This window comes from Agromyces sp. CCNWLW213, assembly GCF_037199545.1.
In the GTDB taxonomy this organism is placed as follows: Bacteria; Actinomycetota; Actinomycetes; order Actinomycetales; family Microbacteriaceae; genus Agromyces.
Window position 1 is genome coordinate 571,935 of sequence record NZ_JBBBDX010000001.1, and the last position, 23,879, is coordinate 595,813.

The 23,879-nt window shown below is 73.0% G+C and carries 18 protein-coding genes; 5 read left to right on the plus strand and 13 right to left on the minus strand.

All coding sequences use genetic code 11. The annotated features are described in order from the left end of the window. Positions 1–9 precede the first annotated feature (9 nt). The 11 genes from WBQ80_RS02730 to mnmA all read right to left on the minus strand — a co-directional run bounded on the left by WBQ80_RS02730 (position 10) and on the right by mnmA (position 12,311). Positions 10–342, minus strand: a complete 333-nt coding sequence (locus WBQ80_RS02730; RefSeq protein WP_336570976.1) for a hypothetical protein — start codon at positions 340–342, stop codon at positions 10–12. Positions 343–406: 64 nt separating this feature from the next. Then, positions 407–1,723 (minus strand): DNA polymerase IV, encoded by a 1,317-nt coding sequence (locus WBQ80_RS02735; RefSeq protein WP_336570977.1) that lies wholly within the window; start codon positions 1,721–1,723, stop codon positions 407–409. 57 nt (positions 1,724–1,780) lie between these two features. Beyond that, positions 1,781–2,458, minus strand: coding sequence for a hypothetical protein (locus WBQ80_RS02740; RefSeq protein ID WP_336570978.1), 678 nt, complete (start codon positions 2,456–2,458; stop codon positions 1,781–1,783). Positions 2,459–2,576: 118 nt separating this feature from the next. Then, the gene (gene gatB, locus WBQ80_RS02745) at positions 2,577–4,100 is read right to left on the minus strand and encodes an Asp-tRNA(Asn)/Glu-tRNA(Gln) amidotransferase subunit GatB (protein ID WP_336570980.1); all 1,524 of its coding nucleotides are present in this window, start codon (positions 4,098–4,100) and stop codon (positions 2,577–2,579) included. Further along, positions 4,100–5,632, minus strand: coding sequence for an Asp-tRNA(Asn)/Glu-tRNA(Gln) amidotransferase subunit GatA (gatA, locus tag WBQ80_RS02750; protein ID WP_336570981.1), 1,533 nt, complete (start codon positions 5,630–5,632; stop codon positions 4,100–4,102). Before gatA ends, gatB begins: the two co-directional genes overlap by 1 nt. Continuing rightward, the gene (gene gatC / locus WBQ80_RS02755; RefSeq protein WP_336570983.1) at positions 5,629–5,928 is read right to left on the minus strand and encodes an Asp-tRNA(Asn)/Glu-tRNA(Gln) amidotransferase subunit GatC; all 300 of its coding nucleotides are present in this window, start codon (positions 5,926–5,928) and stop codon (positions 5,629–5,631) included. The genes gatA and gatC overlap by 4 nt, the downstream gene beginning before the upstream one ends. A gap of 72 nt (positions 5,929–6,000) precedes the next feature. Continuing rightward, positions 6,001–8,241, minus strand: coding sequence for an NAD-dependent DNA ligase LigA (gene ligA / locus WBQ80_RS02760; protein ID WP_336570984.1), 2,241 nt, complete (start codon positions 8,239–8,241; stop codon positions 6,001–6,003). Positions 8,242–8,352: 111 nt separating this feature from the next. Continuing rightward, entirely contained in the window at positions 8,353–9,144 is a 792-nt protein-coding gene (locus tag WBQ80_RS02765; protein ID WP_336570985.1) for a hypothetical protein, read from the minus strand. A gap of 217 nt (positions 9,145–9,361) precedes the next feature. Then, positions 9,362–10,093 carry a PRC and DUF2382 domain-containing protein gene (locus tag WBQ80_RS02770; RefSeq protein ID WP_336570986.1) on the minus strand — a complete coding sequence of 244 codons (732 nt, stop codon included), beginning with the start codon at positions 10,091–10,093 and terminating at the stop codon, positions 9,362–9,364. Positions 10,094–10,387: 294 nt separating this feature from the next. Beyond that, positions 10,388–11,098: a hypothetical protein gene (locus WBQ80_RS02775; protein ID WP_336570987.1), complete on the minus strand. Its 711-nt coding sequence runs from the start codon at positions 11,096–11,098 to the stop codon at positions 10,388–10,390. 91 nt (positions 11,099–11,189) lie between these two features. Beyond that, on the minus strand, positions 11,190–12,311 hold the full coding sequence (gene mnmA, locus WBQ80_RS02780; RefSeq protein ID WP_336570988.1) for a tRNA 2-thiouridine(34) synthase MnmA: 1,122 nt from the start codon (positions 12,309–12,311) through the stop codon (positions 11,190–11,192). A 249-nt stretch (positions 12,312–12,560) separates the two neighbouring features. Between mnmA and arfB the strand changes: the two genes are divergently transcribed. Next, the gene (gene arfB, locus WBQ80_RS02785) at positions 12,561–12,998 is read left to right on the plus strand and encodes an alternative ribosome rescue aminoacyl-tRNA hydrolase ArfB (protein ID WP_336570989.1); all 438 of its coding nucleotides are present in this window, start codon (positions 12,561–12,563) and stop codon (positions 12,996–12,998) included. Between the two features lie 14 nt (positions 12,999–13,012). Here arfB and WBQ80_RS02790 read toward each other — a convergent pair whose 3' ends face one another. Beyond that, entirely contained in the window at positions 13,013–14,248 is a 1,236-nt protein-coding gene (locus tag WBQ80_RS02790; protein ID WP_336570990.1) for a cysteine desulfurase family protein, read from the minus strand. Between the two features lie 50 nt (positions 14,249–14,298). Here WBQ80_RS02790 and glgX point away from each other — a divergent pair, with 50 nt between their 5' ends. Together glgX and ybaK are read left to right on the plus strand one after the other, a co-directional pair. Next, positions 14,299–16,425, plus strand: a complete 2,127-nt coding sequence (gene glgX / locus WBQ80_RS02795; RefSeq protein WP_336570991.1) for a glycogen debranching protein GlgX — start codon at positions 14,299–14,301, stop codon at positions 16,423–16,425. After that, positions 16,425–16,922 carry a Cys-tRNA(Pro) deacylase gene (gene ybaK / locus WBQ80_RS02800; RefSeq protein ID WP_336570992.1) on the plus strand — a complete coding sequence of 166 codons (498 nt, stop codon included), beginning with the start codon at positions 16,425–16,427 and terminating at the stop codon, positions 16,920–16,922. The genes glgX and ybaK overlap by 1 nt, the downstream gene beginning before the upstream one ends. Positions 16,923–16,971: 49 nt before the next feature. Here the strand turns inward: ybaK and glgP are convergent, their stop codons facing one another. After that, positions 16,972–19,536 carry an alpha-glucan family phosphorylase gene (gene glgP, locus WBQ80_RS02805; protein WP_336570993.1) on the minus strand — a complete coding sequence of 855 codons (2,565 nt, stop codon included), beginning with the start codon at positions 19,534–19,536 and terminating at the stop codon, positions 16,972–16,974. 110 nt (positions 19,537–19,646) lie between these two features. On the opposite strand from glgP, the gene WBQ80_RS02810 reads away from it, so the two are divergent. Together WBQ80_RS02810 and glgB are read left to right on the plus strand one after the other, a co-directional pair. Beyond that, positions 19,647–21,662: a maltotransferase domain-containing protein gene (locus WBQ80_RS02810; RefSeq protein ID WP_336570994.1), complete on the plus strand. Its 2,016-nt coding sequence runs from the start codon at positions 19,647–19,649 to the stop codon at positions 21,660–21,662. Further along, positions 21,655–23,859, plus strand: a complete 2,205-nt coding sequence (gene glgB / locus WBQ80_RS02815) for a 1,4-alpha-glucan branching protein GlgB (protein WP_336570995.1) — start codon at positions 21,655–21,657, stop codon at positions 23,857–23,859. The genes WBQ80_RS02810 and glgB overlap by 8 nt, the downstream gene beginning before the upstream one ends. Positions 23,860–23,879 lie beyond the last annotated feature (20 nt).

Genomic DNA, 23,879 nt, shown 5'->3' on the forward strand with positions numbered 1-23,879 from the left:
TCGACGCGATCAGCGCTTGAGCGCGCGGATGACGAGCTTCAGCGCCTTGCCCGTGGCCGCGACGAGCGGGATCGCGACGATCAGCAGTCCGAGCAGGTTCGGCTCGAACCGCACGTCGCCGCCCCGGCTGATGTAGGCGCCGAGCGGCACGGACCAGCCGCCGCCGCCCCCGCCGGAGCCCTCCCCCTGCTGGTCGTCCTTGCCGGACCCACCGCCGAAGCCGTAGGCCCCGAGCGCGACGGGCACGATCTCGGCACCGCCCACCTGGACCTTGTCCGCGTAGGAAGTGCGGACGCCGACTCCGGCGACCTTGTCTGCGAGTTCGAGCACGAAATCAGCCATGCGGCCACGGTACTCGCGCCCGTGCGCCGTCGAAAGGCCTTGACGGATGACGCGGAGTGGCGCGTCACGGGAGCGCGCGTGGTCCGGGCGGCAGCGGTTCGCCGGGATCGGCCCTGTCGGCCGGCTCCTCCCGTTCCCATCCAGCGCCGGAGGTCGGGAGCGGCCCGGGCGCGCCGCGTCGCACGAGCGCGGCCGGGCGCACCGCGCCCCGACCGAAGCGCCGCGCGACCGCGTCGATGGTCCGCTCGGCGTCGCGCCACTCCTCGTCGGGGTCCCACAGCGGTGCGCCCGAGCCGGCGGGGCGCAGCTGCTCGGCCCGCACCCCGACCAGCCGGACCCGCCTCCCGTCTCCGACCAGCTCGCCGAGCAGGACGAGCGCCTCGTCGTAGATGCGGCGCGCGACATCCGTCGGCTCGGCGAGGGTGCGCGAGCGCGTGACGGTCGTGAAGTCGCCGTACCGCAGCTTCAGCGTGACCGTGCGGGCGACGACGTCCGCCCGGCGGAGGCGCACGCCCACGTCGGTGGCCAATCGCAGCAGCTCGCGCGCGATGTCGTCGCGATCGACCAGGTCGTGGTCGAAGGTCGTCTCGTGCCCGATGCTCTTCTCGACGCGGCGGGTCTCGACGTCGCGCGGGTCGATGCCGTTCGCGAGCTGCGTGAGCCGCGCGGCGAGGGCCGGACCCACCGCTCGCTCGAGCGCTTCGACGGGCATCCCGGCCACGTCGCCGACCGTGCGGAGCCCGAGCCTCAGGAGCGACTCCTCGGTCACCCGCCCCACGCCCCACAGCGCGGAGACGGGCAGCGGGTGCAGGAACTCCGTCGTCTCGGTCGCGGGCACCACGAGCATGCCGTCGGGCTTGGCCCGGCCCGACGCGACCTTCGCGACGTACTTGCTCGCGGCCACGCCCACCGAGCACGTCAGCCCCGTCTCGTCGCGCACGCGGCGGCGGATCGTCCAGGCGATCTCGGCCGGGGTGCCGTGCAGCCGCCGCGCGCCCGACACGTCGAGGAAGGCCTCGTCGATCGAGAGCGGCTCGACGAGCGGGGTCAGGCTTCGGAAGATCGAAATGACGCGCTCGGAGTACTCGGCGTACCGGGCGTAGTCGCCGCGGAGCACCACGGCGTCGGGGCAGCGCTGCAGCGCGACCGACATCGGCATCGCGGAGTTCACGCCGTACCGGCGGGCCTCGTAACTCGCCGCGGCGACCACGCCGCGGCCCGCGGTACCGCCGACGAGCACGGGTCGACCGCGCAACTCGGGGCGGCGCAGCAGCTCGACCGAGACGAAGAACGCATCCATGTCGACGTGTAGGATCGGGGTCGCCGAGTCGTCGACGGGCCCCGTGGTGATCTGCCGTGACGAGCCGTCCTGCTTGCTCATGCTGCGACCCTAACGTCCGCCGCCGTCCCGGAGCCGGGAGTGCGGCCCGCCGGCCGGTCAGAAGCCGAAGTCGCCGCCGAAGTCGCCACCGCCGAAATTGCCGCCGCCGCCGAAGTCGCCGCCCCAGTCGCCGCCGCCCGCGTCGGCCGCGCCCGCATCGGCCGCGCCCGCATCGCCGGCGCCGTTCTCGCCGGCGCCCGGGTCGCCCGCACCCTCGGAGCCCGCGGCGTCGAAGCCGGTCGGGTCGGGCAGGAACGCCTGGGCGATCGCCGAGCCGATCACCACGCCCGCGACGGTGCCGAGCAGCGAGCCGCCGACCATCGAGCCGAACGACGGCCCGCCCTGGCGGCCGTACGCGCCCCCTCCATGGGAGCCCGCGAAGGCGCGCTCCATCGAGCCGGGCTGGCGGAGCTCCTGCCGCGTCGCCGCGCGCGCGAGCGACTGCGGGTCGTCGCCGGCGATCCGCTCGCCGGTCGGCGCCTGCTCGGCGAGCGACCGGTAGACCTGCTGCCGCTGCTCGGGCGTGAGCTTGGCGAACGCCTCGGCGTGCACGGCCTCGATCGACTCGGGCGGTGCGGTGCGCAGCAGGTAGCGGTAGCGCTCGATCGCGAGCTCGTCATCGGTGAGCTGCTGCCGCTGCGGCGCCGGCGGGCCGCCGTGCGGCGCCTCCGGCACCGGCGGCGCCGGCCGGCGGTCGCGATCGCCGCCGCCGAAGAGCCGGTCCAGGAATCCCATGATCGTCCTCACTGTCGTCGGGCCGCCAGCGTAGCGGCGGCGGCCAAGAGCGGGCTGTGAGACGACGGATGCCGCGGCGCGTCGACCGCGCCGCGGCATCCGTGCTCGCCTCGAGGTGCTACCCGTCGCCGCCGGTCGCGCGCTCGAGCACGAGCTCGCGGACGCGCGCCGCATCGGCCTTGCCCTGCATCGCCTTCATGACCGCGCCGATCACCGCGCCCGCGGCCTGCACCTTGCCGTCGCGGATCTTCGCGAGGACGTCGGGCTGCGATGCGAGCGCCTGGTCGATCGCCGCGACGAGCGCGCCGTCGTCCGAGACCACCGCGAGGCCGCGGGCGTCGACGATCTCGCGCGGCGAGCCCTCGCCGGCGATGACGCCCTCGAGCACCTGCCGGGCGAGCCGGTCGGTGAGGATCCCCTCGTCGACGAGCGCCGCGAGCTCGGCGACCTGCGCGGGCTCGGCGAGCGCCGCCGGGTCCTCGCCTCGGGCGTTCGCGATGCGGGTGAGCTCGCCGGTCCACCACTTGCGCGCCGCCGCGGGCGAGGCGCCCGCCGCGACGGTCGCGGTGACCTCGGCGAGCAGCCCGGCGTTCACGACGCCCTGGAAGTCGAGGTCGGTGAAGCCCCACTCGGCCTTGAGACGACGGCGACGCGCCGCGGGCGGCTCGGGCAGGGCGGCCCGGAGCTCCTCGATGAGGGCGGGCTCGGGCACGACCGGGAGCAGGTCGGGCTCCGGGAAGTAGCGGTAGTCGTCGGCGTCGGATTTCGGACGCCCGGGGCTGGTCGTGCCCGTGTCCTCGTGCCAGTGGCGGGTCTCCTGGATGATGGTGCCGCCCTCGGCGAGGATCGCCGCCTGCCGCTGGATCTCGTAGCGCACCGCGCGCTCGATCGACCGCATCGAGTTGACGTTCTTGGTCTCGGTGCGCGTGCCGAACTGCTCCTGGCCACGCGGGCGCAGCGAGACGTTGGCGTCGCAGCGCAGGTTGCCTCGCTCCATGCGCGCCTCGGACACGCCGAGTGCGAGCACGATGTCGCGGATCGTCGCGACGTAGGCGCGCGCCAGCGCGGGAGCATCCGCACCCGCACCGACGATCGGCTTCGTGACGATCTCGACGAGCGGGACGCCCGCGCGGTTGTAGTCGACGAGCGAGTACTCCGCGCCCTGGATGCGACCGGTCGCGCCGCCGACGTGCGTGAGCTTGCCGGCGTCCTCCTCCATGTGGGCGCGCTCGATGGCCACCTGGAAGACCCGGCCGTTCTCGAGCTCGACCTCGACCGAGCCCTCGTAGGCGATGGGCTCGTCGTACTGCGAGATCTGGTAGTTCTTCGCGAGATCGGGGTAGAAGTAGTTCTTCCGGGCGAACCGGCTCGACCCGGCGATCGAGCATCCGAGCGCGAGGCCGAGCGAGATCGAGTACCGCACCGCGGTGCCGTTCACGACCGGGAGCGAGCCGGGCAGGCCGAGGTCGACGGGAGCGACGAGCGTGTTCGGCTCGGCGCCGTGGAACTCGGCGTGCGCCGGGTTGGGCGCCGGCGAGAACATCTTCGTCTTCGTGTTGAGCTCGACGTGCACCTCGAGGCCGATGACCGGCTCGAAGCGCTCGAGGGCCTCGTCGAAGTCCATCAGTGCTGCGCGCGCCATCAGACCACGCCCTCCTCGGTCGCCATGAGTTCGTGGGTGGACAGGTCGGGCGCCTGCTGGAGCAGCGGGCCGCCCCACCGGTCGAGCAGCAGCGCCTCGAGGGCGCCGCCGACGTTGTAGAGACGCGCGTCCTCGCGCGCCGGTGCGAGGAACTGGATGCCGACCGGCAGCCCGTCCTCCGGCGCGAGGCCCGTGGGCACCGAGATCCCCGGGACGCCCGCGAGGTTCGCGGGGATGGTCGCGACGTCGTTGAGGTACATCGCCAGAGGGTCGTCGAGCTTCTCGCCGAGCCGGAACGCCGTGGTCGGCGCGGTCGGCGTCGCGAGCACGTCCACCGCGGCGAAGGCGGCGTCGAAGTCGCGCTGGACGAGCGTGCGCACCTTCTGCGCGCTGCCGTAGTAGGCGTCGTAGTAGCCGGCGGACAGGGCGTAGGTGCCGAGGATGATGCGGCGCTTGACCTCGGGGCCGAAGCCCGCCTCGCGCGTGGCCGCCATGACCTGCTCGACCGTGCCGCCGCCCTCGGGCGTCACGCGCAGGCCGAAGCGCACGGAGTCGAACTTCGCGAGGTTCGACGACGCCTCGGCGGGGAGGATCAGGTAGTACGCGGCGATCGAGTACTCGAAGTTCGGCGCGCTCACCTCGACGATCTCGGCGCCGTGCTGCTCGAGCAGCTCGAGCGCCTCGTGGAAGCGCTGGCGGACGCCCGCCTGGAATCCGTCGGAGTCGAGCTCCTTGACCACGCCGATGCGAAGGCCCGAGACATCCGCTCGCCGGACCGCCTCGGCCATCGACGGCCACGGGTCGGGGATCGACGTCGCGTCATGCGGGTCGAAGCCGGCGATCACGTCGTGGAGCAGGGCCGAGTCGAGCACGGTGCGGCTGACGGGACCGATCTGGTCGAGCGAGGACGCCAGCGCGATCGAACCGTAGCGGCTCACCCCGCCGTACGTCGGCTTGACGCCGACCGTGCCGGTCACGTGGGCGGGCTGGCGGATCGAGCCGCCGGTGTCGCTGCCGAGCGCGAGCGGCGCCTCGAACGCGGCGACCGCTGCCGCGGACCCGCCGCCCGAACCGCCGGGGATGCGCTCGAGGTCCCAGGGGTTGTGGGTCGGGCCGTACGCGGAGTGCTCGGTCGACGAGCCCATCGCGAACTCGTCCATGTTGGTCTTGCCGAGGGGCACCATGCCGGCGTCCCGGACCTTGCGGACGGGCGTCGCATCGTACGGCGGGATCCAGCCCTCGAGGATCCGGGAGCCGGCGGTCGACGGCATGCCCTTGGTGACGAGCACGTCCTTGATCGCGATCGGCACGCCCGCGAGGGGCCCCAGCTCCTCGCCGATGTGGCGACGGCGGTCGATCTCGGCCGCGGTGTCGAGCGCGCGCTCGGCGTCGACATGGAGGAACGCGTGCACGGCGCCGTCGACGGCGGCGATGCGGTCCAGGTGCGCGCGCGTCGCCTCGACGGAGGTGACCTCGCGGGCGGCGAGCCGCTCGCCGAGCTCGGCCGCGGTCAGGCGGATGAGGTCGCTCACTGCTCCTCCCCCAGGATCGCGGAGACCACGAAGCGCGAGCCGTCGTGCTCCGGCGCGCCCTCGAGGGCCTCGTCGATGGTGAGGACGTCGCCGACCTCGTCGACGCGCAGCGGAGTGTGCAGCGGGATCGGGTGGCTCGTCGACGGCACGTCGGGCGTGGCGACCTCGCTCACCTTCTCGACCGCCTGCATGATCTGGCCGAGCTCGGCGGTGAGGTGCTCGATCTCTTCGTCGGTGAGCGCGATGCGTGCGAGGTTCGCGAGGTGCGCGACCTGCTCGGCGCTGATTTCAGACATGCTGCTCCGTCGTGTGGGGATGGGATGCAGCGATTCTATCGGGGAGGGATTCCGCCCTCCGGGCCGGACCGATCAGTCGAGCGCCGCGGGGCCCTCGGTGACGAGGATCGCGAACTGGGCGGCGTCGATGACGCGGATGCCGAGTTCCTCCGCCTTGGCGAGCTTCGACCCGGCGCCCGGGCCCGCGGCCACGAAGTCGGTCTTCTTCGACACGCTCGAGGCCGCCTTGCCGCCGGCGGCGATGATGGCCTCCTGCGCGCCCTCGCGCGTGAAGCCCTCGAGCGCCCCGGTGGCCACGACCGTGAGCCCGGAGAGGACGCCGCCGCCGTCGGCCGCGCGGCCGGGGCCGGGGTGGCCCGGCGTGCCGAACTGCACGCCCGCCGCCTCCCACCGCTCGACGATCTCGCGGTGCCAGTCGACGTCGAACCAGTCGATGAGCGAGTCGGCGATGATCGAGCCGACGCCCTCGACCTGCGCGAGCTCCTCGCGGCTCGCCGCGCGGATCGCGTCGAGCGAGCCGAAGTGCTCCGCGAGCGCCCTGGCGGCGACCGGCCCGACGTGGCGGATGTTGAGCGAGACGAGGATGCGCCACAGCGGCTTGGTCTTCGCCTTCCGGATCTCGTCGATGAGCTTGATCGCGGACGCCGAGGGCTGCGGCCCCTCTCGTCCGGCCTTGCGCTCGGCGCTGGTCGGGTTGCGGCGGAACGGCGCACGCACGCGGGCCGATCCGTCGGCCTCGAGCTTCTCGAGCCCCGTCTCGGCATCGCGCACGACGACCTCGATCGGCGTGAGGTCGTCGACGGTCAGCTCGAAGAGCCCCGCCTCGGTGGGCAGCGGCGGCGCGGCGGGCACGCGCGGCTGGGTGAGGGCCGCCGCGGAGACCTCGCCGAGCGCCTCGATGTCGAGCGCGCCGCGCGAGCCGATGTGCTCGACGCGGCCGCGCACCTGGGCCGGGCACGTCCGCGCGTTCGGGCAGCGGAGGTCGATGTCGCCCTCCTTCATGGGGCGCAGCGGGGTGCCGCATTCCGGGCACTCGGCGGGCATGACGAACTCGCGCTCGGAGCCGTCGCGGAGCTCGACGACGGGCCCGAGCACCTCGGGGATGACGTCGCCGGCCTTGCGGAGCACGACCGTGTCGCCGATGAGCACGCCCTTGGCCTTCACGACCTCCTGGTTGTGCAGGGTCGCCTGACGGACGACGGAGCCGGCCACGCGCACGGGCTCCATGACCGCGTACGGCGTGGCGCGGCCCGTTCGGCCGACGCTCACGACGATGTCGAGCAGCTTCGTGTTGACCTGCTCGGGCGGATACTTGTAGGCGATCGCCCAGCGCGGGGCCCGGCTCGTGGCGCCGAGCTCGGCGTGCAGCGCCAGCTCGTCGACCTTGACGACGACGCCGTCGATCTCGTGCTCGACGGAGTGCCGGTGCTCGCCGTAGTAGGCGACGAACTCCTGCACGCCCTCGACCGAGTCGACGACGCGGTACCTCGTCGAGGTCGGCAGGCCCCACCCTGCGAGCAGCTCGTACACCTCGGACTGGGCTTCGACGGGCGGGTCGGGCCACGCGCCGACGCCGTGGACGAGCATCTGGAGCCCCGAGAGGCGACGATGCATGAGCTCGAGCTGCGCCGCGTTCTTGCCCTCGGCCTTCTGCCGGAGCGATCCGCTCGCGGCGTTGCGGGGGTTGGCGAACTCGCGTTCGCCGGACTCGGCCTGCCGGGCGTTGAGCGCGTCGAACGCCGCCGTGGGGAAGAACACCTCGCCGCGCACCTCGACGAGCTCGGGATGGCCCGCGCCCTCGAGCTGGAGCGGGATGCCGGGGACGTATCGCACGTTCTCGGTGACGTCTTCACCGACGCGCCCGTCGCCCCGCGTGGCCGCGGAGACGAGTCGGCCCCGCCGGTACCTGAGGTTCAGGGCGAGCCCGTCGATCTTCAACTCGCAGAGCCAGTGCACGGGACGCCCGGCCGCGGCGTGGGCCCGTGAAGCCCACTCCGCCAGTTCGTCGGCCGAGAACACGTTGTCGAGGCTCAGCATGCGCTCGGCGTGCTCGACCGGGGCGAACAGCGTCGTCTCGCCTCGGCCGCCGACGGTGAGCGTCGGGCTGTCCTGGCTCTGGAGCTCGGGGTGCAGCCGCTCGAGCGCCTCGAGGCGGCGCATCAGCTCGTCGTACTCGGCGTCGCTGATGATCACCGTGTCGCGCTCGTAGTACGCGTCGCGCGCCTCGTTGATGCGGATGGTGAGGTCGGCGACCTCGTCGGCCGCCTCCTCGCGGGAAGGGGCCGCAGGTGCGGTCTCGTCGACGGATGCCACGTGAGCCAGCCTAACCACGGCCACCGACGCCGAGCACGCGGCGGTGCCGGCGCGGAAGCGGGATGCGCGGCCCCCACCGCGCACCCCTCTCCGGCGCCGCGCCCCCCAGCGCTAGGCGCCGAAGCCGGCGGCGTCCACCTTCCGGTGGTAGCGCGTACCGGCCTTCCCTCCGAGGATCGCTCCGCCGAGGCTGGCGAGGATGACGATCACCAGGGCGATGATGCCCGTGAGCGTCAGCTGGCCCTCGGTCACCGGGATCCGGGGGAAGGCGTTGAGGTTGGCGAAGATGTCGAACTGGCTGCCCGCGATCGCGGCGACGACCGCCGCGACGACCGCGACGAGGATGGCCCACAGCCAGACGGCGATGCCCTGCTTCATGCCGTTGAAGCGCGCCATGCGCCCGGCGACGTAGCCGCCGGCGAAGTACGCCACGAAGAGGATCACGGCGAGCGCGATGAGGCCGACGATGCCGATGGTCTCGACGTTCTGCTCTGCCGCCTCGTCGGCGGCGGCGCCGAGGGTGCCGAGTCCGAGCGCGGCTCCGGCAGCGGTGAGCAGTGCGGTGAGCAGCACGACGAGGCCGACGGCGGTGAGCCATCCGAAGAAGGCCGCGCCGAACTTCATCCCGCCGAACCGTTCCCGTTCGCGGTCGACCACTGCCGCGCGGACTGCGGGGTCCGCGACGGGGCGGTCGTCGCGCACGACGCGTCGCTCCCGGTCGTCGGCGACCCCGTCGCCGTCGCGATCGCGGTCTGCGCGGTGCGCGCCGTGCTCGCGGTCGTCCCGGACGCCGTCGCCGTCGCGGTCGCGGTACTCGCGGTCGTCCCTGATGCCGTCCGCATCGCGGTCGGCGGGAGTGGGCGCGTACGGATCGCGCCCGGGTCGATCGGATGAGGTGCTCATGACAGGTCCCCTCTCGTGGTGCGCCGCACACGTGTGGTGCCTGCGGCGCCACTCCGACGATACGGCCGGAGCCGCCTCGCCGCAGGGGCCTTGACACGGTCGGTCCCGCGGGTCCCGAATGCGCAGCGAACGCTCGGGCGACGCTCAGGGACCGGACGCGGAAGGACGCACCCGACGGTGGCCGGGTGCGTCCTTCGCGTGCTCGCGAGCCGGTGGATCAGTCCTCGCGGTACTCGATCTGCTCCTTGCGGACGTCCTCCGAGACGCTCTCGTTCTCGGTCACGGTCTCCTTGTCGAGGCGCACGCGCTCGACGGGGACCGTCTCCTTCTGGACGACGGGGCGCTCCTCGGTCAGGACGACCTCGTGCTCCTCCTCGCTGAGGTCGGGACCGGATCGCGCCTGGGCCGCGTTGGCGTCCGTGATGGGCTCGCGCTCGACCCGGACCTCCTCGCGGGTGACGGGGACGGTGACCGTCCGGTTCTCCGTGACCACGTGCTTCCGCAGGCGCGCCCGACCCGTCTGCACCTTCTCGGTGCCGACGTTGAGCTGCTCCTCGGAACGGGTCATCGCCGTGTCCGTGTTCGGGCCGGAGGTGTCGTGCCCGACGGTCCGCTCGCGGTCCGTCGTCCCGGCTCCGGAGCCGAGGCCGTAGTAGCGGAAGAGCTCGTCCTGCTCGGACTCGCTGATGTGCGCGTCGGTCTCGACCCGGGGCGCGTCCTTGACGCGGTCCTTGTCGTACGCGATGCGGAGGTCGTCGCCGTCCCAGCGCGCGTCCTCCAGGGGCACGACCGTCTCGGAGGTCCCGAAGAGCCCGGTGTGCACGCTCGCCCAGAGCGGGCGGCCCGTCTGGTCGTCGACGTAGACCTGGTTGACCTTGCCGATCTTGTCGCCGTCGCGGTCGTAGACCGTCGAGCCGATGGCACGGTCGATCGTGTTCGTGTCGATCATGATGCTTCCCTTCGTGTTTCCTCGCCGTGCGTCGCGCGCCCTCGGGCGCGCCGGCGCATCACCCGTCCGGTCTCCCGAACGCGCCGATCGTCACGGGATCCGGTTCCGGATCCCGTCACGTTCCGGTGCCTGCGGCCGGCGATGTCTCGCCCGACACTCGCAGTGCGCCGACGTGGAACGGCCAATCTACGTGGCCGCCTCTCCCGGCGCAGGAGGCTTGACAGTCCGGGAAGCGACCTCGATCATGGGCCGCGTCCGCATCGCTCCGACACGACGGATTCGAGGGGGCGCCCGTCAGTCGACGAGCCCCGCGCGGTCCACGCGGCGGTGGTAGCGAACTCCGACGACCCCGCCGAGCACGGCGCCGCCCAGGGTGACCACGAGCGTCGCCGCCGCGGCGACGATGCCGGCGACCGCGCGCAGCTCGGCGTCGATCGGAACCCGCGCGAGCACCTCCCCGGCGAGCCCGACGAGTCCTGCTCGATCGCCGAGGAGCGCGGCCGCGAACACCGCTCCGCCGGCGACCACCGCCGCCCACACCCAGACCACGACGCCCTGGGCTGCGCCGCTGAATCGCGCCATCCGACCCGCCACGTACCCGCCGCAGTAGAAGGAGACGAGCACGATCGCGAGCATCGCTCCGACGACGACCCAGCCGACGGTCAGGGCGTCCAGCGGCCCGATCCCCCTCGACGCCCAGGGGTCGGGGACCACGTCGAACCCGAGAACGAGATCCGCTCCGACGACGAGGCCCGTCAGGGTCGCGGCCGTGGCGAACGAGACGAGCCAGCCGAAGAACGCGGCCCCGATCTTCGGTCCGCCGAACGCCTGGCGCTGGCGTTCGGCGAGCTCCTCCGGACTCACGACCTGGGGCTCGACGACGTCGTCCCACGGGTCGTGCCTCGGGGCGGAGGACGTCATCACCGCCGTCGGCGCCGTGTCGAGCCTGCGGAACGGTTCGGCGGGGTCTCGGTTCGGATCTGCGGGGTAGATCGGGTAGGACACGACAGCTCCTCGTCATTCGCGCGAGGCCGGGGTACCCCGCGCCGACCCAGCCGAATCTACGCGATCGACCCCCGAAAGGGGTACACCGGGATCAGGCGTCGGCGGGCACCGCGCTCACGGTGCGGTCGATGGTGCACTGCCCGAGCACGCGCGTGCCGACGTAGACCACCGCCGTCTGGCCGGGCGCGACGCCGCCGAGCGGCTCCTCGGGCGTGATGACGAGCTCGGCCGTGCCGGCGCCGTCCGTCGCCACCTTCGCCACCGCGGGGACGGGGTCGGCGTGCGCGCGGATCTGCACCTCGCACGCGAACGGCTCGGCCGGGTCGGCGGGCGGCGGGCCCGCCCAGGTGAAGCGGGCGCCGGCGAGCTCGGCGATCGCGAGGGCCTCCTTGGGCCCGACCACGACGGTGTTCTCCTTCGGGCGCACCTCGAGCACGAAGCGCGGCCTGCCGTCGGGCGCGGGCGTGCCGAGCCGGAGACCGCGGCGCTGTCCCACGGTGTAGGCGTGCGCACCCTCGTGCGAGCCGACGACCTCGCCGGTGCGGTCGACGATGTCGCCCGTCGCCGTGCCGACCTTGTCGGCGAGCCAGCCGCGCGTGTCGCCGTCGGGGATGAAGCAGATGTCGTGCGAGTCGGGCTTCTGCGCGACGCTGAGGCCGCGGCGAGCGGCCTCCTCGCGCACGAGCTGCTTCGAGGGGGTGTCGCCGAGCGGGAAGTACGCGTGCGCGAGCTGCTCGGCCGTGAGCACGCCGAGCACGTACGACTGGTCCTTCGCCCACGCGCTCGCGCGGTGCAGCTCGCGGTGGCCCGCGGCATCCGTCACGATCGTCGCGTAGTGGCCCGTGCAGACGGCGTCGAAGCCGAGCGCGAGGGCCTTCTCGAGCAGGGCGGCGAACTTGATGCGTTCGTTGCAGCGCATGCACGGGTTCGGTGTGCGGCCCGCGGAGTACTCGGCGATGAAGTCGTCGACGACGTCGGCCTTGAAGCGCTCGGAGAAATCCCACACGTAATACGGGATTCCGAGCACGTTCGCGGCGCGCTGGGCGTCCATCGAGTCCTCGATCGTGCAGCACCCGCGGCTGCCGGTGCGGAGCGTGCCGGGCATGCGGCTGAGCGCGAGGTGCACGCCGACCACGTCGTGCCCGGCGTCGACGGCGCGCGCCGCTGCGACGGCGCTGTCGACGCCGCCGCTCATCGCTGCCAGGACTCGCATGGGTTCCAGTCTACGAACCCGGGGCTGAGCGGATGCCGCGGGCGGCTGCCACCGTCCGACGCGCCCGCCGCCCCCGTCGGGCCCGTACGCCGTCCCGCCCGCGCACCCACGCCACCGAGTCGCCGGGAATCGACCCATGCGGAGGGGTTTCGGGCGATTCCCGGCGACTCGCGGCAGCGGCGGTGCGACTCGGGGATCGGGAGAGGACCCGAATGCGCGCGCATCGCGAGGGCGGAGGATGATGGGTCCATGCCCGCCGCCCACCGTCCCGGACTCCGGGTCGACGCAGGACTCACGATCCCCGAGTCCGAGCTCGCCTGGCGGTTCTCGCGCTCGTCCGGTCCGGGCGGCCAGGGCGTGAACACCGCCGACTCGCGAGTGGAGCTCGCGTGGAGCGTGACCGGCTCCGACGCGCTCACTCCGCCCCAGCGCGAGCGCCTCCTCGAGCGCCTCGGCGGACGCCTCGTCGACGGAGTGCTCACGATCACCGCATCCGAGCACCGCGCGCAGCTGCAGAACCGGAGCGCGGCGCGTGTTCGGCTCGCCGCCGTCGTGGCCGACGCGCTCCGGCCGCCGTCGCCCTCACGGCGGCCGACCCGTCCGAGCCGCGGATCCAGGGAACGGCGGCTGGAGGCCAAGAAGCGGCGCACCGAGGTCAAGCGACTGCGTCGCCCGCCGCACGACTGACCACCGGGCCCGCCTCAGCGGTCGAAGCTCGTCGCCCGCGCCGCCATGCCCGCCCGCGTCGCGCGTTCGACCGCGGCGGGAAGCGCGGCGAGGAACGCGTCGACGTCGGCCTCCGTCGTCGTCCATCCCAGCGTGATGCGCAGCGCGCCGCGCGCCTCCTCCTCGGTGCGGCCCATCGCGAGCAGCACGTGCGACGGTTCGGGCACGCCCGCCTGGCAGGCCGAACCGGTCGAGACGGCCACACCCGCGGCATCCAGCAGGAACAGCAGCGAATCGCCCTCGCAGCCGGGGAACGAGAAGTGCGCGTTGCCGGGCAGCCGGCCCATCGGGTCGGGATCGCCCGAGAGCCGCGCGGGCGGCACGGATGCCGCGACGCCCGCCACGAGCCGGTCACGCAGGCGCGCCATCCGCTCGTTCTCGTGCTCGAAGCGGTCGAACGTCGCGCGCGCCGCCGCCGCGAACCCGGCCGCCGCAGCGACGTCCTGCGTGCCCGAGCGGATGCGGCGCTGCTGGCCGCCGCCGTGCAGCAGCGGCTCGATGCGCGTCGACCGGTCGAGCACGAGCGCGCCGATGCCGACCGGTCCGCCGACCTTGTGCGCCGAGAGGCTGATCGCGACGAGCCCTGCCCCGTCGGGGGCGCGCGTCACGCGCCGCACGCCGTGGAGGTCGATCGGCACGTGCCCGTACGCCGCGATCGCGTCGACGTGGAGCGGCACTCCGGCCCGCGCGCAGAGCTCGGCGACCTCGGCGACCGGTTCGATCGTGCCGACCTCGTTGTTCGCCTGCAGCATCGTGACGAGCGCGACGGATGCCGCGTCGCGCGCGAGCTCCGCGGCGAGCGCGTCGACCCGCAGGCGTCCCGCCTCGTCGAGCGGCAGCTCGACGACCTCGGCGCCGTCGACGCCCGCGAGCCAGTCGAGCGCGTCGATGGTCGCGTGGTGCTCGCCGCCGGGAACGAGGATGCGCCGGACGCCCGCCTCGGCGGCACGTCGCCAGAACAGCCCCTTCACGGCGAGGTTCACGGCCTCGGTGCCGCCGCCCGTCAGGACGACCTCGATGGGATCCGCGCCGACGGTCGCCGCGATCTCCTCGCGCGACTCCTCGAGCAGGCGCTTCGCCTCCTGGCCGGCCGAGTGGATCGAGGACGGATTGCCGACCACGCGGAGCGCCCGCGTGACCGCGTCGATCGCCTCGGGACGCAGGGGCGTGGTCGCCGCATGGTCGAGGTAGACGGGGTCGCGGCGGAGCATCGTGCACCTCCTGAACGGGAACCGGTTCCCTACGAACTACTCTAGAGCGCATGTCTCCCGCCGATCCGTTCCGCGACCTCGGCGTCCGGACCGGACCGGAGGGCGGCACGATCCGCGTCTGGTCGGCGCATGCCGCCTCGATCGAGCTGGTCGTGTTCGACCCCGACGACCTCGATTGGGCCACCGTCCGCGTGCCCCTCCGGCGCGACGAGCACGGCGTGTGGGAGGCGTCGTCCGCGGCTCTCCTCGCGGGCGCCCGATACGGGCTCCGCGTCGACGGACCCGTGGGCGTCGAGCACGCGTTCAACCCGGTGCACACCCTGCTCGACCCGTATGCGCGCGGGCTGCAGGCGGCCGCCGACGGCTCGTGGCGCGGGGTCGCGCTCGACTCGCTCGCCGCCGAGGGCTTCGACTGGGGCGGGGCGGGCAAGCCGCGCGTGCCGCTCGACCACACGGTGGTCTACGAGACGCACCTCAAGGGCTTCAGCCGGCTCAACGAGCGCATCCCCGACCGGCTCCGCGGCACGTACGCCGGGCTCGCCCACGACGCCTCGCTCGAGTACCTCACCGGGCTGGGCGTGACGACCGTCGAGCTGCTGCCGGTGCAGGCGTTCGTGCCCGAGGAGCGCCTGGTCCGGCAGGGACAGGTCAACTACTGGGGCTACAACACGCTCGGCTTCTTCGCGCCGCATGCGCCGTACGCGAGCCCGGCCGCGCAGGCGGGCGGTCCGGCGGCGGTGCGCCGCGAGTTCGCCGGCATGGTCAAGCGCCTGCACGAGGCGGGACTCGAGGTCGTGCTCGACGTCGTCTACAACCACACCGCCGAAGAGGGCCGGCAGGGCCCGACGTACAGCTTCCGCGGCATCGACAACGCCGCCTACTACCGGCACGACGTGCACGGGCGCTACGTCGACACGACCGGCTGCGGCAACACGCTCGACTTCGGCACGGATGCCGCGATGCGCCTGGTGCTCGACTCGATGCGGTACTGGGCCGACGAACTGCAGGTCGACGGTTTCCGCCTCGACCTCGCGGCGACGCTCGGGCGCGACGCGCTCGGAGCGTACTCCCCCGACCATCCGCTGCTTCGCGCGATCCTCGCCGACCCGGTGCTCGGCGCGGGCAAGCTCATCGCCGAGCCGTGGGACGTCGGGCCGTTCGGCTGGCAGACCGGCAACTTCGCGCCCGGCTTCAGCGAGTGGAACGACCGCTACCGCGACCGCATGCGCGACTTCTGGCTCGGCGACCTCCGCCGCGAGCGCCACGGCGAGGCCGGGAGCGGCATCGGCCGGTTCGCCACGCGGCTCGCCGGCTCCGCCAACACGTTCGCGCACGAGCGCGGCCCGCTCGCGAGCCTGAACTTCATCACCGCGCACGACGGGTTCACGCTCGCCGACCTCACCGCGTACGACGTCAAGCACAACCTCGGCAACGGCGAGCACAATCGCGACGGGTCCGACCACAACAACTCGTACAACCACGGCGTCGAGGGGCCGACGGATGACGCGGACGTCACGGCGGCCCGGCGACGCAGCATCCGGAACCTGCTCGGCACCCTGCTGCTCTCGGCGGGAGTGCCGATGCTGACCGCGGGCGACGAGTACGGGCGGAGCCAGCGCGGCAACAACAACGCCTACTGCCACGACTCCGAGCTGACCTGGCTCGCGTGGGACCCCGTCGGGCGCGACGGCGCGATCGAGGCGACCGCGCGGCACCTGCTTCGCCTGCGCCGCGACAACCCCGCCCTCCGACCCGCGTGGTACGGCCGCTTCGGCGAGCGCGTGCCGAGTGCGTCGCAGATGGACTGGTACAACGCCCGCGGCGAGACCATGACGATCGAGCATTGGAACGATCCGTCGCAGCGCACGCTGCAGTTCCTCGCGGCGTCGACGCCGGAGTTCGAGGAGTTCAACCGCATCCTGCTCGTCGTGCACGCTTCGGAGTCCGATACCCAGGTGCTGCTGCCTGCGCATCCGGGGGTTGAGGCCTACGAGCTGCTCTGGGACTCGGCCCGCGAGGAGCCCGACGACGACCTCGGCGCCCGGCATGCTCCCGGCGACCGCCTCGAGGTCGCCCCGCAGTCCATGCGGCTGTTCCGCGCGCACGGTGATCCCGCACCCGTGCTGGTCGACGCCGCTGCCGACGAGGCCGCCGACGAGGTGGGGCGGGCCGGCTGATGGCGAAGAGGTCGGATGCCACGGCCGGCACGCCCGCGACGGTCGCGCTGACGCGCGCCGGCATCCGATTCACCGCGCTCGCCTACGAGCACGACCCGCGCACCGCCGCCTACGGCCTCGAGGCCGCCGAGAAGCTCGGCATCGAGCCCGAGCGGGTGTTCAAGACGCTGCTCGCGAGCGTCGACGGCGCGCTCGCGGTGGGCATCGTGCCGGTCGCCGAGCAGCTCGACCTGAAGGCGCTCGCCGCAGCGGTCGGCGGCAAGCGCGCCGAGATGGCCGACCCCGCGCTCGCGGAGCGGAGGACGGGGTACGTCGTCGGCGGCATCAGCCCGATCGGGCAGAAGGTCGCGCTGCCGACCGTGCTCGACGAGACCGCGATCCTGCACGAGACGATCCTCGTCTCCGGGGGCCGGCGCGGGCTCGACCTCGAGCTCGCGCCCGACGACCTCCTCGCCGTGACGAACGGCCGCTACGCCCCGATCGCGCGCCCCCGCTGATCGCCGCGCGCGCGGGTCGACGAGGCGCGCGTGCGGGCGCGCCGAGGTCTCAGCCGGCGGCGGCGACCAGGCCGAGCTCCGCCGACGAGCGCAGCAGCGGATGCCGCGGCACCACTCGCACGGTGTAGCCGAAGGCGCCGGCCCGGTCGAGCGTGACGGTGCCGACGTACACGCGCGTCGCGGCATCCGTCGTCGACGTGCCGTCGGGCTCGAGCACGGCGACCCGTGCGTTCTCGATGCGGTCGTCCCCGTGCGAGCGGCCGTAGACCACCTCGACGGAGACGTCGTCCGGCGAGAGCCAGCCGAGCGCGACGTGCGCCCGGAGGTGCAGCTCGTCGCCGACGTGCGGGGTCGCGTCGAGCCCACCGGACTCCACGTGCGAGACCTGGACGCCCTCCCACGCGGCGCGGACGCCCGCCACCCACTCGGCGAGCTCGCGTGCGGGTTTCGCGCCGTTCGCCCCGACCACCGCGGCGTGCTCGGCCGCGGGCCGGTACAGGCGCTCGACGTACTCGCGCACCATGCGGTCGGCGCCGAGCTCGGGCGACAGGTTCGCCAGCGTCCGGCGCACGCGTGACATCCACTCGGTGGGCACGCCGTCGTGGTCGCGGTCGTAGAACAGGCGCGTGATGCGGTGCTCGAGCAGGTCGTAGAGGGCGGATGCCTCGAGCCGGTCCCGCTCCTCGGGGTCGGGCGCGGCATCGGCGGTGGGGATGACCCACCCGTGGTCGTCACCCGCGTACTCGGCCCACCAGCCGTCGAGGATCGACAGGTTGAGCGCGCCGTTCATCGCGGCCTTCATGCCGGACGTGCCGCACGCCTCGAGCGGCCGCAGCGGGTTGTTCATCCAGACGTCGCACCCGGGGTAGAGCTTCTCGGCCATGCCCATGTCGTAGTCCGGGAGGAAGACGATGCGCTCGCGGAGCTCCGGGCGCTGCGCGAACTGCACGAGGCGCTGGATCAGGCGCTTGCCCTCCTCGTCGGCGGGGTGCGCCTTGCCGGCGATGACGAACTGCACGGGACGGTCCGGGTCCGCGAGGATCGCCGCGAGGCGCTCGGGGTCCTGCAGCATGAGCGTCAGCCGCTTGTAGGTGGGCACGCGGCGGGCGAATCCGATCGTGAGCACGTCGGGGTCGAGCACGCGACGCACCCAGTCGGGGGCGACCGCGCCCGCGTGCTGGTCGGCCCACGCCGCGGCGAGCCGGCGCCGGGCGTCCTCGACGAGCTGCAGGCGCATGCCGCGCTTGACGCTCCACAGCTCCGCATCGCTCACCGCGGGGCTCAGCCAGTCGGCGTGCTCGGTGTCGTCGGTGCCGAGGTTCGTCTCGGCGAGCGCGATCAGCGCCGGGTCGGTCCACGTCGGGGCGTGCACGCCGTTCGTCACCGAGGTGATCGGCACCTCGTCGGCGTCGAAGCCGGGCCACAGGTCGGAGAACATCGAGCGGCTGACCTCGCCGTGCAGCTTCGAGACGCCGTTGGCGCGCTGCGCCAGACGCAGTCCCATGAACGCCATGTTGAACGCCGACTCGTCGGGATGCGCGCCCGGCTCGAGGCCGAGCGGGAGCGCGTCGGCGGGATCGATGCCCGGCAGCAGGCCGGACTCGAGGTAGCGGGCGACCAGCGCGCGGTCGAACCGGTCGATGCCCGCGGGGACGGGCGTGTGCGTCGTGAACACCGTGCCCGCGCGGACGAGCTGCAGCGCCTCGCCGAAGCTCAGGCCGTCGCGGATGCATGCGGAGATGCGCTCGAGGCCGAGGAAGCCCGCGTGGCCCTCGTTCATGTGGAACACGTCGGGGAAGTGGCGGCCCGTCACCTCGCTCCAGGCGCGCAGCGCGCGGACGCCTCCGATGCCGAGCAGCAGCTCCTGCTGGAGCCGGTGCTCGCCTCCGCCGCCGTAGAGCCGGTCGGTGACCTGGCGCAGGTCGTCGTCGTTCGCGGGGATGTCGGTGTCGAGCAGCAGAAGCGGGACGCGGCCGACGGACGCCTGCCAGACCCGGGCGTGCAGGCTGCGTCCCTCGGGGACGGCGAGGGTGACCTGCACGGGCGTGCCGTCCGCTCGCCGCAGCACCGAGAGCGGCAGCCCGTCGGGGTCGAGGGCCGGGTAGCGCTCCTGCTGCCATCCGTCGGGTGCGATGGCCTGCGAGAAGTAGCCGGCCTTGTAGAAGAGGCCGACCGCGACGAGCGGCACGCCCAGATCGGATGCCGCCTTGAGGTGATCGCCCGCGAGGATGCCGAGTCCGCCCGAGTACTGCGGCAGCGCGGCGGTGATGCCGAACTCGGGCGAGAAGTACGCGATGGTCCTCGGCGTCTCGGCGCCAAGCGACTGGAACCAGCGCGGAGCATCGAGGTAGCCGCGGAGCGCCGCCCGTTCGCGCTCGGCCCAGCCGACGAATCCGTCGTCGGCGGCGAGCTCGTCGAGGCGGCGTGCGTCGACGTCGCCGAGGAACGCGATGGGGTCGCGCCCCGCGCGCTGCCAGCCCACCGGGTCGATGTGCTCGAACAGGCGCTTGGTCGGTTCGTGCCACGACCACCGGAGGTTCGCGGCGAGCTCCTCGAGCGCACCCAGTTGCGGCGGCACGACGGCCCGGACGGTGAACTTGCGGATCGGCTTCACGGGACAACCCTAAGCGGGCGCGGGCGACCGTGAGGTGAACGGATGGCACGCAGCCCGCAACCCCGCAACCCGGCCTGCCGTTCCCCATCCATCCGCGCTACGGTCGACACGTGACCAGCCGCACCGTGCTCGCCGGCCGGATCCCCGTGACCCGGCTCACGCCCTCCCTGCCCGATCCGCGTTGGAACCCGAAGGCGTTCGCCGGGGAGGTGGTCCCGTTCGGCGCCACGGTGTTCCGCGAGGGGCACGACCTGGTCGGCGCGATGCTCGTCCTCACGAGCCCCTCCGGAGCGGAGCAGCGCCATCGCATGCGCGCCGGCGCACCCGGCACCGACCGGTGGGAGGCGCGGGTGCGCCTCGACGAGGAGGGCACGTGGCGCTGGCACGTGACCGGCTTCGGCGATGAGGTCGGCACATGGATCCACGACGCCGAGCTCAAGATCGATGCGGGCGTCGACGTCGAGCTCATGTACGAGATCGGCGCGCGCCTGGCGGAGCGCGCGGCCGCCGACGCCGCCCGGCCCGCGTCGGTGCGCAAGCTGCTGAGGGCGTACGCGGCGTCCCTGCGTGACACGGATGCCGCGGCATCCGAGCGGCGTGCCCTGCTCGAGAGCCCGATGCTCGCCGAGTTCGACCAGCGCCCCCTCGCCCGGTTCTCGACGGACTCCGAGGAGCACCGGATCCTCGTGGAGCGCCGTCGGGCCGGGGTCGGGTCATGGTACGAGTTCTTCCCCCGCTCCGAGGGCGCGCGGCAGTTCAAGAACGGCTCGTGGAAGTCCGGCACGTTCCGCACGGCGCAGAAGCGCCTGGACGGGGTCGCCGCGATGGGCTTCGACGTGGTGTACCTGCCGCCGATCCATCCCATCGGGGTCGCGTTCCGCAAGGGCCCCAACAACACGCTGAACCCGGGCCCGCACGACCCCGGCTCGCCGTGGGCGATCGGCGGCGCCGCGGGCGGGCACGACGCCGTGCACCCCGACCTCGGCAGCCTCGCCGACTTCCGCGCGTTCGTGCGGCGTGCGGCCGCGCTCGGCATCGAGATCGCGCTCGACCTCGCGCTGCAGGCCTCGCCCGACCACCCGTGGGTCGCCGAGCATCCCGAGTGGTTCACGACCCTGCCCGACGGCACGATCGCGTACGCCGAGAACCCGCCGAAGAAGTACCAGGACATCTACCCGATCAACTTCGACGACGACTTCGAGGGCCTCGTCGTCGAGGTCACCCGCATCGTCCGCCACTGGATGAAGCAGGGCGTGCGGATCTTCCGCGTCGACAACCCGCACACCAAGCCGCTCGCGTTCTGGGAGCGGCTCATCGGCGACATCAACGCGACCGACCCCGACGTGGTCTTCCTCGCCGAGGCGTTCACGCGGCCCGCGATGATGCAGGCCCTCGCGATGGTCGGGTTCCAGCAGTCGTACTCGTACTTCACGTGGCGGAACACGAAGCAGGAGCTCGAGGAGTTCCTGACGAGCGTCTCGCAGGAGACCGCCGACTTCATGCGGCCCAACCTGTTCGTGAACACGCCCGACATCCTCACCGAGTACCTGCAGTTCGGCGGGCCCGCCGCGTTCACCGTCCGGGCCACCATCGCCGCGACCGCCGCGCCGACCTGGGGCGTCTACTCGGGCTTCGAGCTGTTCGAGTCGGTCGCCCGCCCGGGCGCCGAGGAGGCGATCGACAACGAGAAGTACGAGTACAAGCCGCGCGACTTCGCCGGGGCCGAGGCGGAGGGCAGGTCGCTCGCGCTCTACCTCGGCATCCTGAACCGCATCCGCGCCGAGCACCCCGCGCTCGGCCAGCTCCGCAACATCCGGTTCCACCGCAGTGACGACGACTCGGTGCTGGTCTACTCGAAGCACCTCGAGGGACGCTTCATCGACGGCCGCGCCGACACCGACCACGACACGATCATCGTCGTCGCCAACGTCGACCCGCACTCGGTGCGCGAGACGACCGTGCACCTCGACCTCGAGGCGATCGACCTCGCACCCGGCTCGCCCTTCCAGGTCGAGGACCTCGTGACCGGCGATCGCTGGGCCTGGGGCGGGCACGACTACGTGCGGCTCGACGCGTTCACCCAACCCGCCCACATCCTCCGAGTGATTCGAGGCACGGATGCCTGAGACCGCCACCGTCCCGCCGCCGCCCGTCGACGACGGGCTGCTGCTCGCCGTCGCCGAGGGCCGCCACCACGACCCTCACTCGGTGCTCGGGGCCCACGGCTTCGACATCCCCGGCGAAGGCGGATCCCACACCGCGATCCGCGTCCGGCGGCCGCTCGCGGAATCCGTCGACGCGCTGCTCGACGACGGCGGCGTGGTGCCGCTCGCGCACGTCGCGCACGGGATCTGGGCCGGCGCGGGAGCATTCGGCGCGATGGGCTACCGCGTGCGCGCGCGATACGACGGCGGCGGCGAGTGGATCGCCGACGACCCGTATCGCTACGCGCCGACGATCGGCGAGCTCGACCTGCACCTGATCGCCGAGGGGCGCCACGAGGAGCTCTGGACGGTGCTCGGCGCCCACCACCGCGTGTACGACTCCCCGGTCGGCGCGCTGCGGGGCGTGTCGTTCAGCGTCTGGGCGCCGCGCGCCCGCGCCGTCCGGGTGGTCGGGGACTTCAACGACTGGGACGGCACCGGGCACGCGATGCGCAACATGGGCGCCTCGGGGGTCTGGGAGCTCTTCGTGCCCGACGTCGAGCCGGGCGCGACGTACAAGTTCGAGATCCTCACGCAGGCCGGTCACTGGAGCATGAAGGCCGACCCGATGGCCCGACGCGCCGAGATCGCGCCCGCGACCGGCTCGGTCGTCGCGACCTCCACCCATGAGTGGGCCGACGGCGAGTGGATGTCGCGACGCGCGCAGTCGAACCCCCACGAGCTGCCCATGAGCGTCTACGAGCTCCACCTCGGCTCGTGGCGGCCCGGCAGGGGCTACCGCGACGTCGCGGACGAGCTCATCGAGTACCTGGACTGGCTCGGGTACACCCACGTGGAGTTCATGCCCCTGGCGGAGCATCCGTTCGGCGGCTCGTGGGGGTACCAGGTCACGGGATACTTCGCGATCACCTCGCGCTTCGGCAGCACCGACGACCTCAAGTACCTCATCGACCGCCTGCACCAGGCGGGCATCGGCGTGATCATGGACTGGGTCCCCGGGCACTTCCCCAAGGACGAGTGGGCGCTCGCCCGCTTCGACGGCGAGGCGCTCTACGAGCACCCCGACCCGCGGCGCGGCGAGCAGAAGGACTGGGGCACGCTCGTCTTCGACTACGGCAACCCGCGCGTGCGCAACTTCCTCGTCGCCAACGCCCTGTTCTGGCTCGAGGAGATGCACGTCGACGGCCTGCGCGTCGACGCGGTCGCGTCGATGCTGTACCTCGACTACTCGCGCGAGGAGGGCGAGTGGCTGCCGAACTGGTACGGCGGCCGCGAGCACCTCGAGGCGATCGGCTTCCTCCAGGAGGCGACGGCCACCGCCTACAAGCGCAACCCCGGCATCGTGATGATCGCCGAGGAATCGACCTCATGGCCGGGCGTCACGGCGACGACCTCGTCGGGCGGGCTCGGCTTCGGGTACAAGTGGAACATGGGGTGGATGCACGACACCCTGCAGTACATCCAGCGCGATCCCATGTACCGGGCGCACCACCACGGTGAGCTGACGTTCTCGTTCCTCTACGCGTTCAGCGAGCACTTCATCCTGCCGATCAGCCACGACGAGGTCGTGCACGGGAAGGGCTCGCTCGTGCGCAAGATGCCGGGCGACCACTGGCAGCAGCTCGCCAACACGCGCGCGTACCTCGCCTTCATGTGGGCGCACCCCGGCAAGCAGCTGCTGTTCATGGGGCAGGAGTTCGGGCAGCTCTCGGAGTGGAGCGAGGAGCGCGGCCTGGACTGGTGGATCCTCGACCAGCCGAGCCACCGGCAGCTCGCGGAGCTCGTCGGCCAGCTCAATCGCCGCTACCGGGAGACCCCCGCGCTGTGGCAGCTCGACGACGACTCGGCCGGGTTCGAGTGGGTCGAGGGCGGCGCGGCCGAGCTCAACGTCATCGCGTTCCTCCGGTACGACCGCGAACGCCGGCCCCTGCTGTGCGTCGTGAACTTCGCGGGGCGTCCGCACGAGGAGGTGCGCCTCGGGCTGCCGTTCGCGGGCCGCTGGCGCGAGGTGTTGAACACGGATGCCGCGGAGTACGGCGGTTCGGGCGTCGGCAACCTCGGCGGGGTCGAGGCGACCGCCGCCCCGTGGGCCGGCCGGCCCGCGTCGGCGTCGTTCACCCTCCCGCCGCTCGCGGCGGTGTGGTTCCAGCCCGAGTAGCCCTGCGGCGAGGAGGGCCG

Coding starts and splice junctions, on each gene's coding strand:
- glgX (WP_336570991.1), top strand. CDS start 14,299: ATGTCTCCCGCCGATCCGTTCCGCGACCTCGGCGTCCGGACCGGACCG.
- gatB (WP_336570980.1), bottom strand. CDS start 4,100: ATGGCGCGCGCAGCACTGATGGACTTCGACGAGGCCCTCGAGCGCTTC.
- mnmA (WP_336570988.1), bottom strand. CDS start 12,311: ATGCGAGTCCTGGCAGCGATGAGCGGCGGCGTCGACAGCGCCGTCGCA.
- WBQ80_RS02765 (WP_336570985.1), bottom strand. CDS start 9,144: ATGAGCACCTCATCCGATCGACCCGGGCGCGATCCGTACGCGCCCACT.
- WBQ80_RS02735 (WP_336570977.1), bottom strand. CDS start 1,723: ATGAGCAAGCAGGACGGCTCGTCACGGCAGATCACCACGGGGCCCGTC.
- arfB (WP_336570989.1), top strand. CDS start 12,561: ATGCCCGCCGCCCACCGTCCCGGACTCCGGGTCGACGCAGGACTCACG.
- WBQ80_RS02740 (WP_336570978.1), bottom strand. CDS start 2,458: ATGGGATTCCTGGACCGGCTCTTCGGCGGCGGCGATCGCGACCGCCGG.
- WBQ80_RS02730 (WP_336570976.1), bottom strand. CDS start 342: ATGGCTGATTTCGTGCTCGAACTCGCAGACAAGGTCGCCGGAGTCGGC.
- glgB (WP_336570995.1), top strand. CDS start 21,655: ATGCCTGAGACCGCCACCGTCCCGCCGCCGCCCGTCGACGACGGGCTG.
- WBQ80_RS02790 (WP_336570990.1), bottom strand. CDS start 14,248: ATGCTCCGCCGCGACCCCGTCTACCTCGACCATGCGGCGACCACGCCC.
- WBQ80_RS02770 (WP_336570986.1), bottom strand. CDS start 10,093: ATGATCGACACGAACACGATCGACCGTGCCATCGGCTCGACGGTCTAC.
- ybaK (WP_336570992.1), top strand. CDS start 16,425: ATGGCGAAGAGGTCGGATGCCACGGCCGGCACGCCCGCGACGGTCGCG.
- gatC (WP_336570983.1), bottom strand. CDS start 5,928: ATGTCTGAAATCAGCGCCGAGCAGGTCGCGCACCTCGCGAACCTCGCA.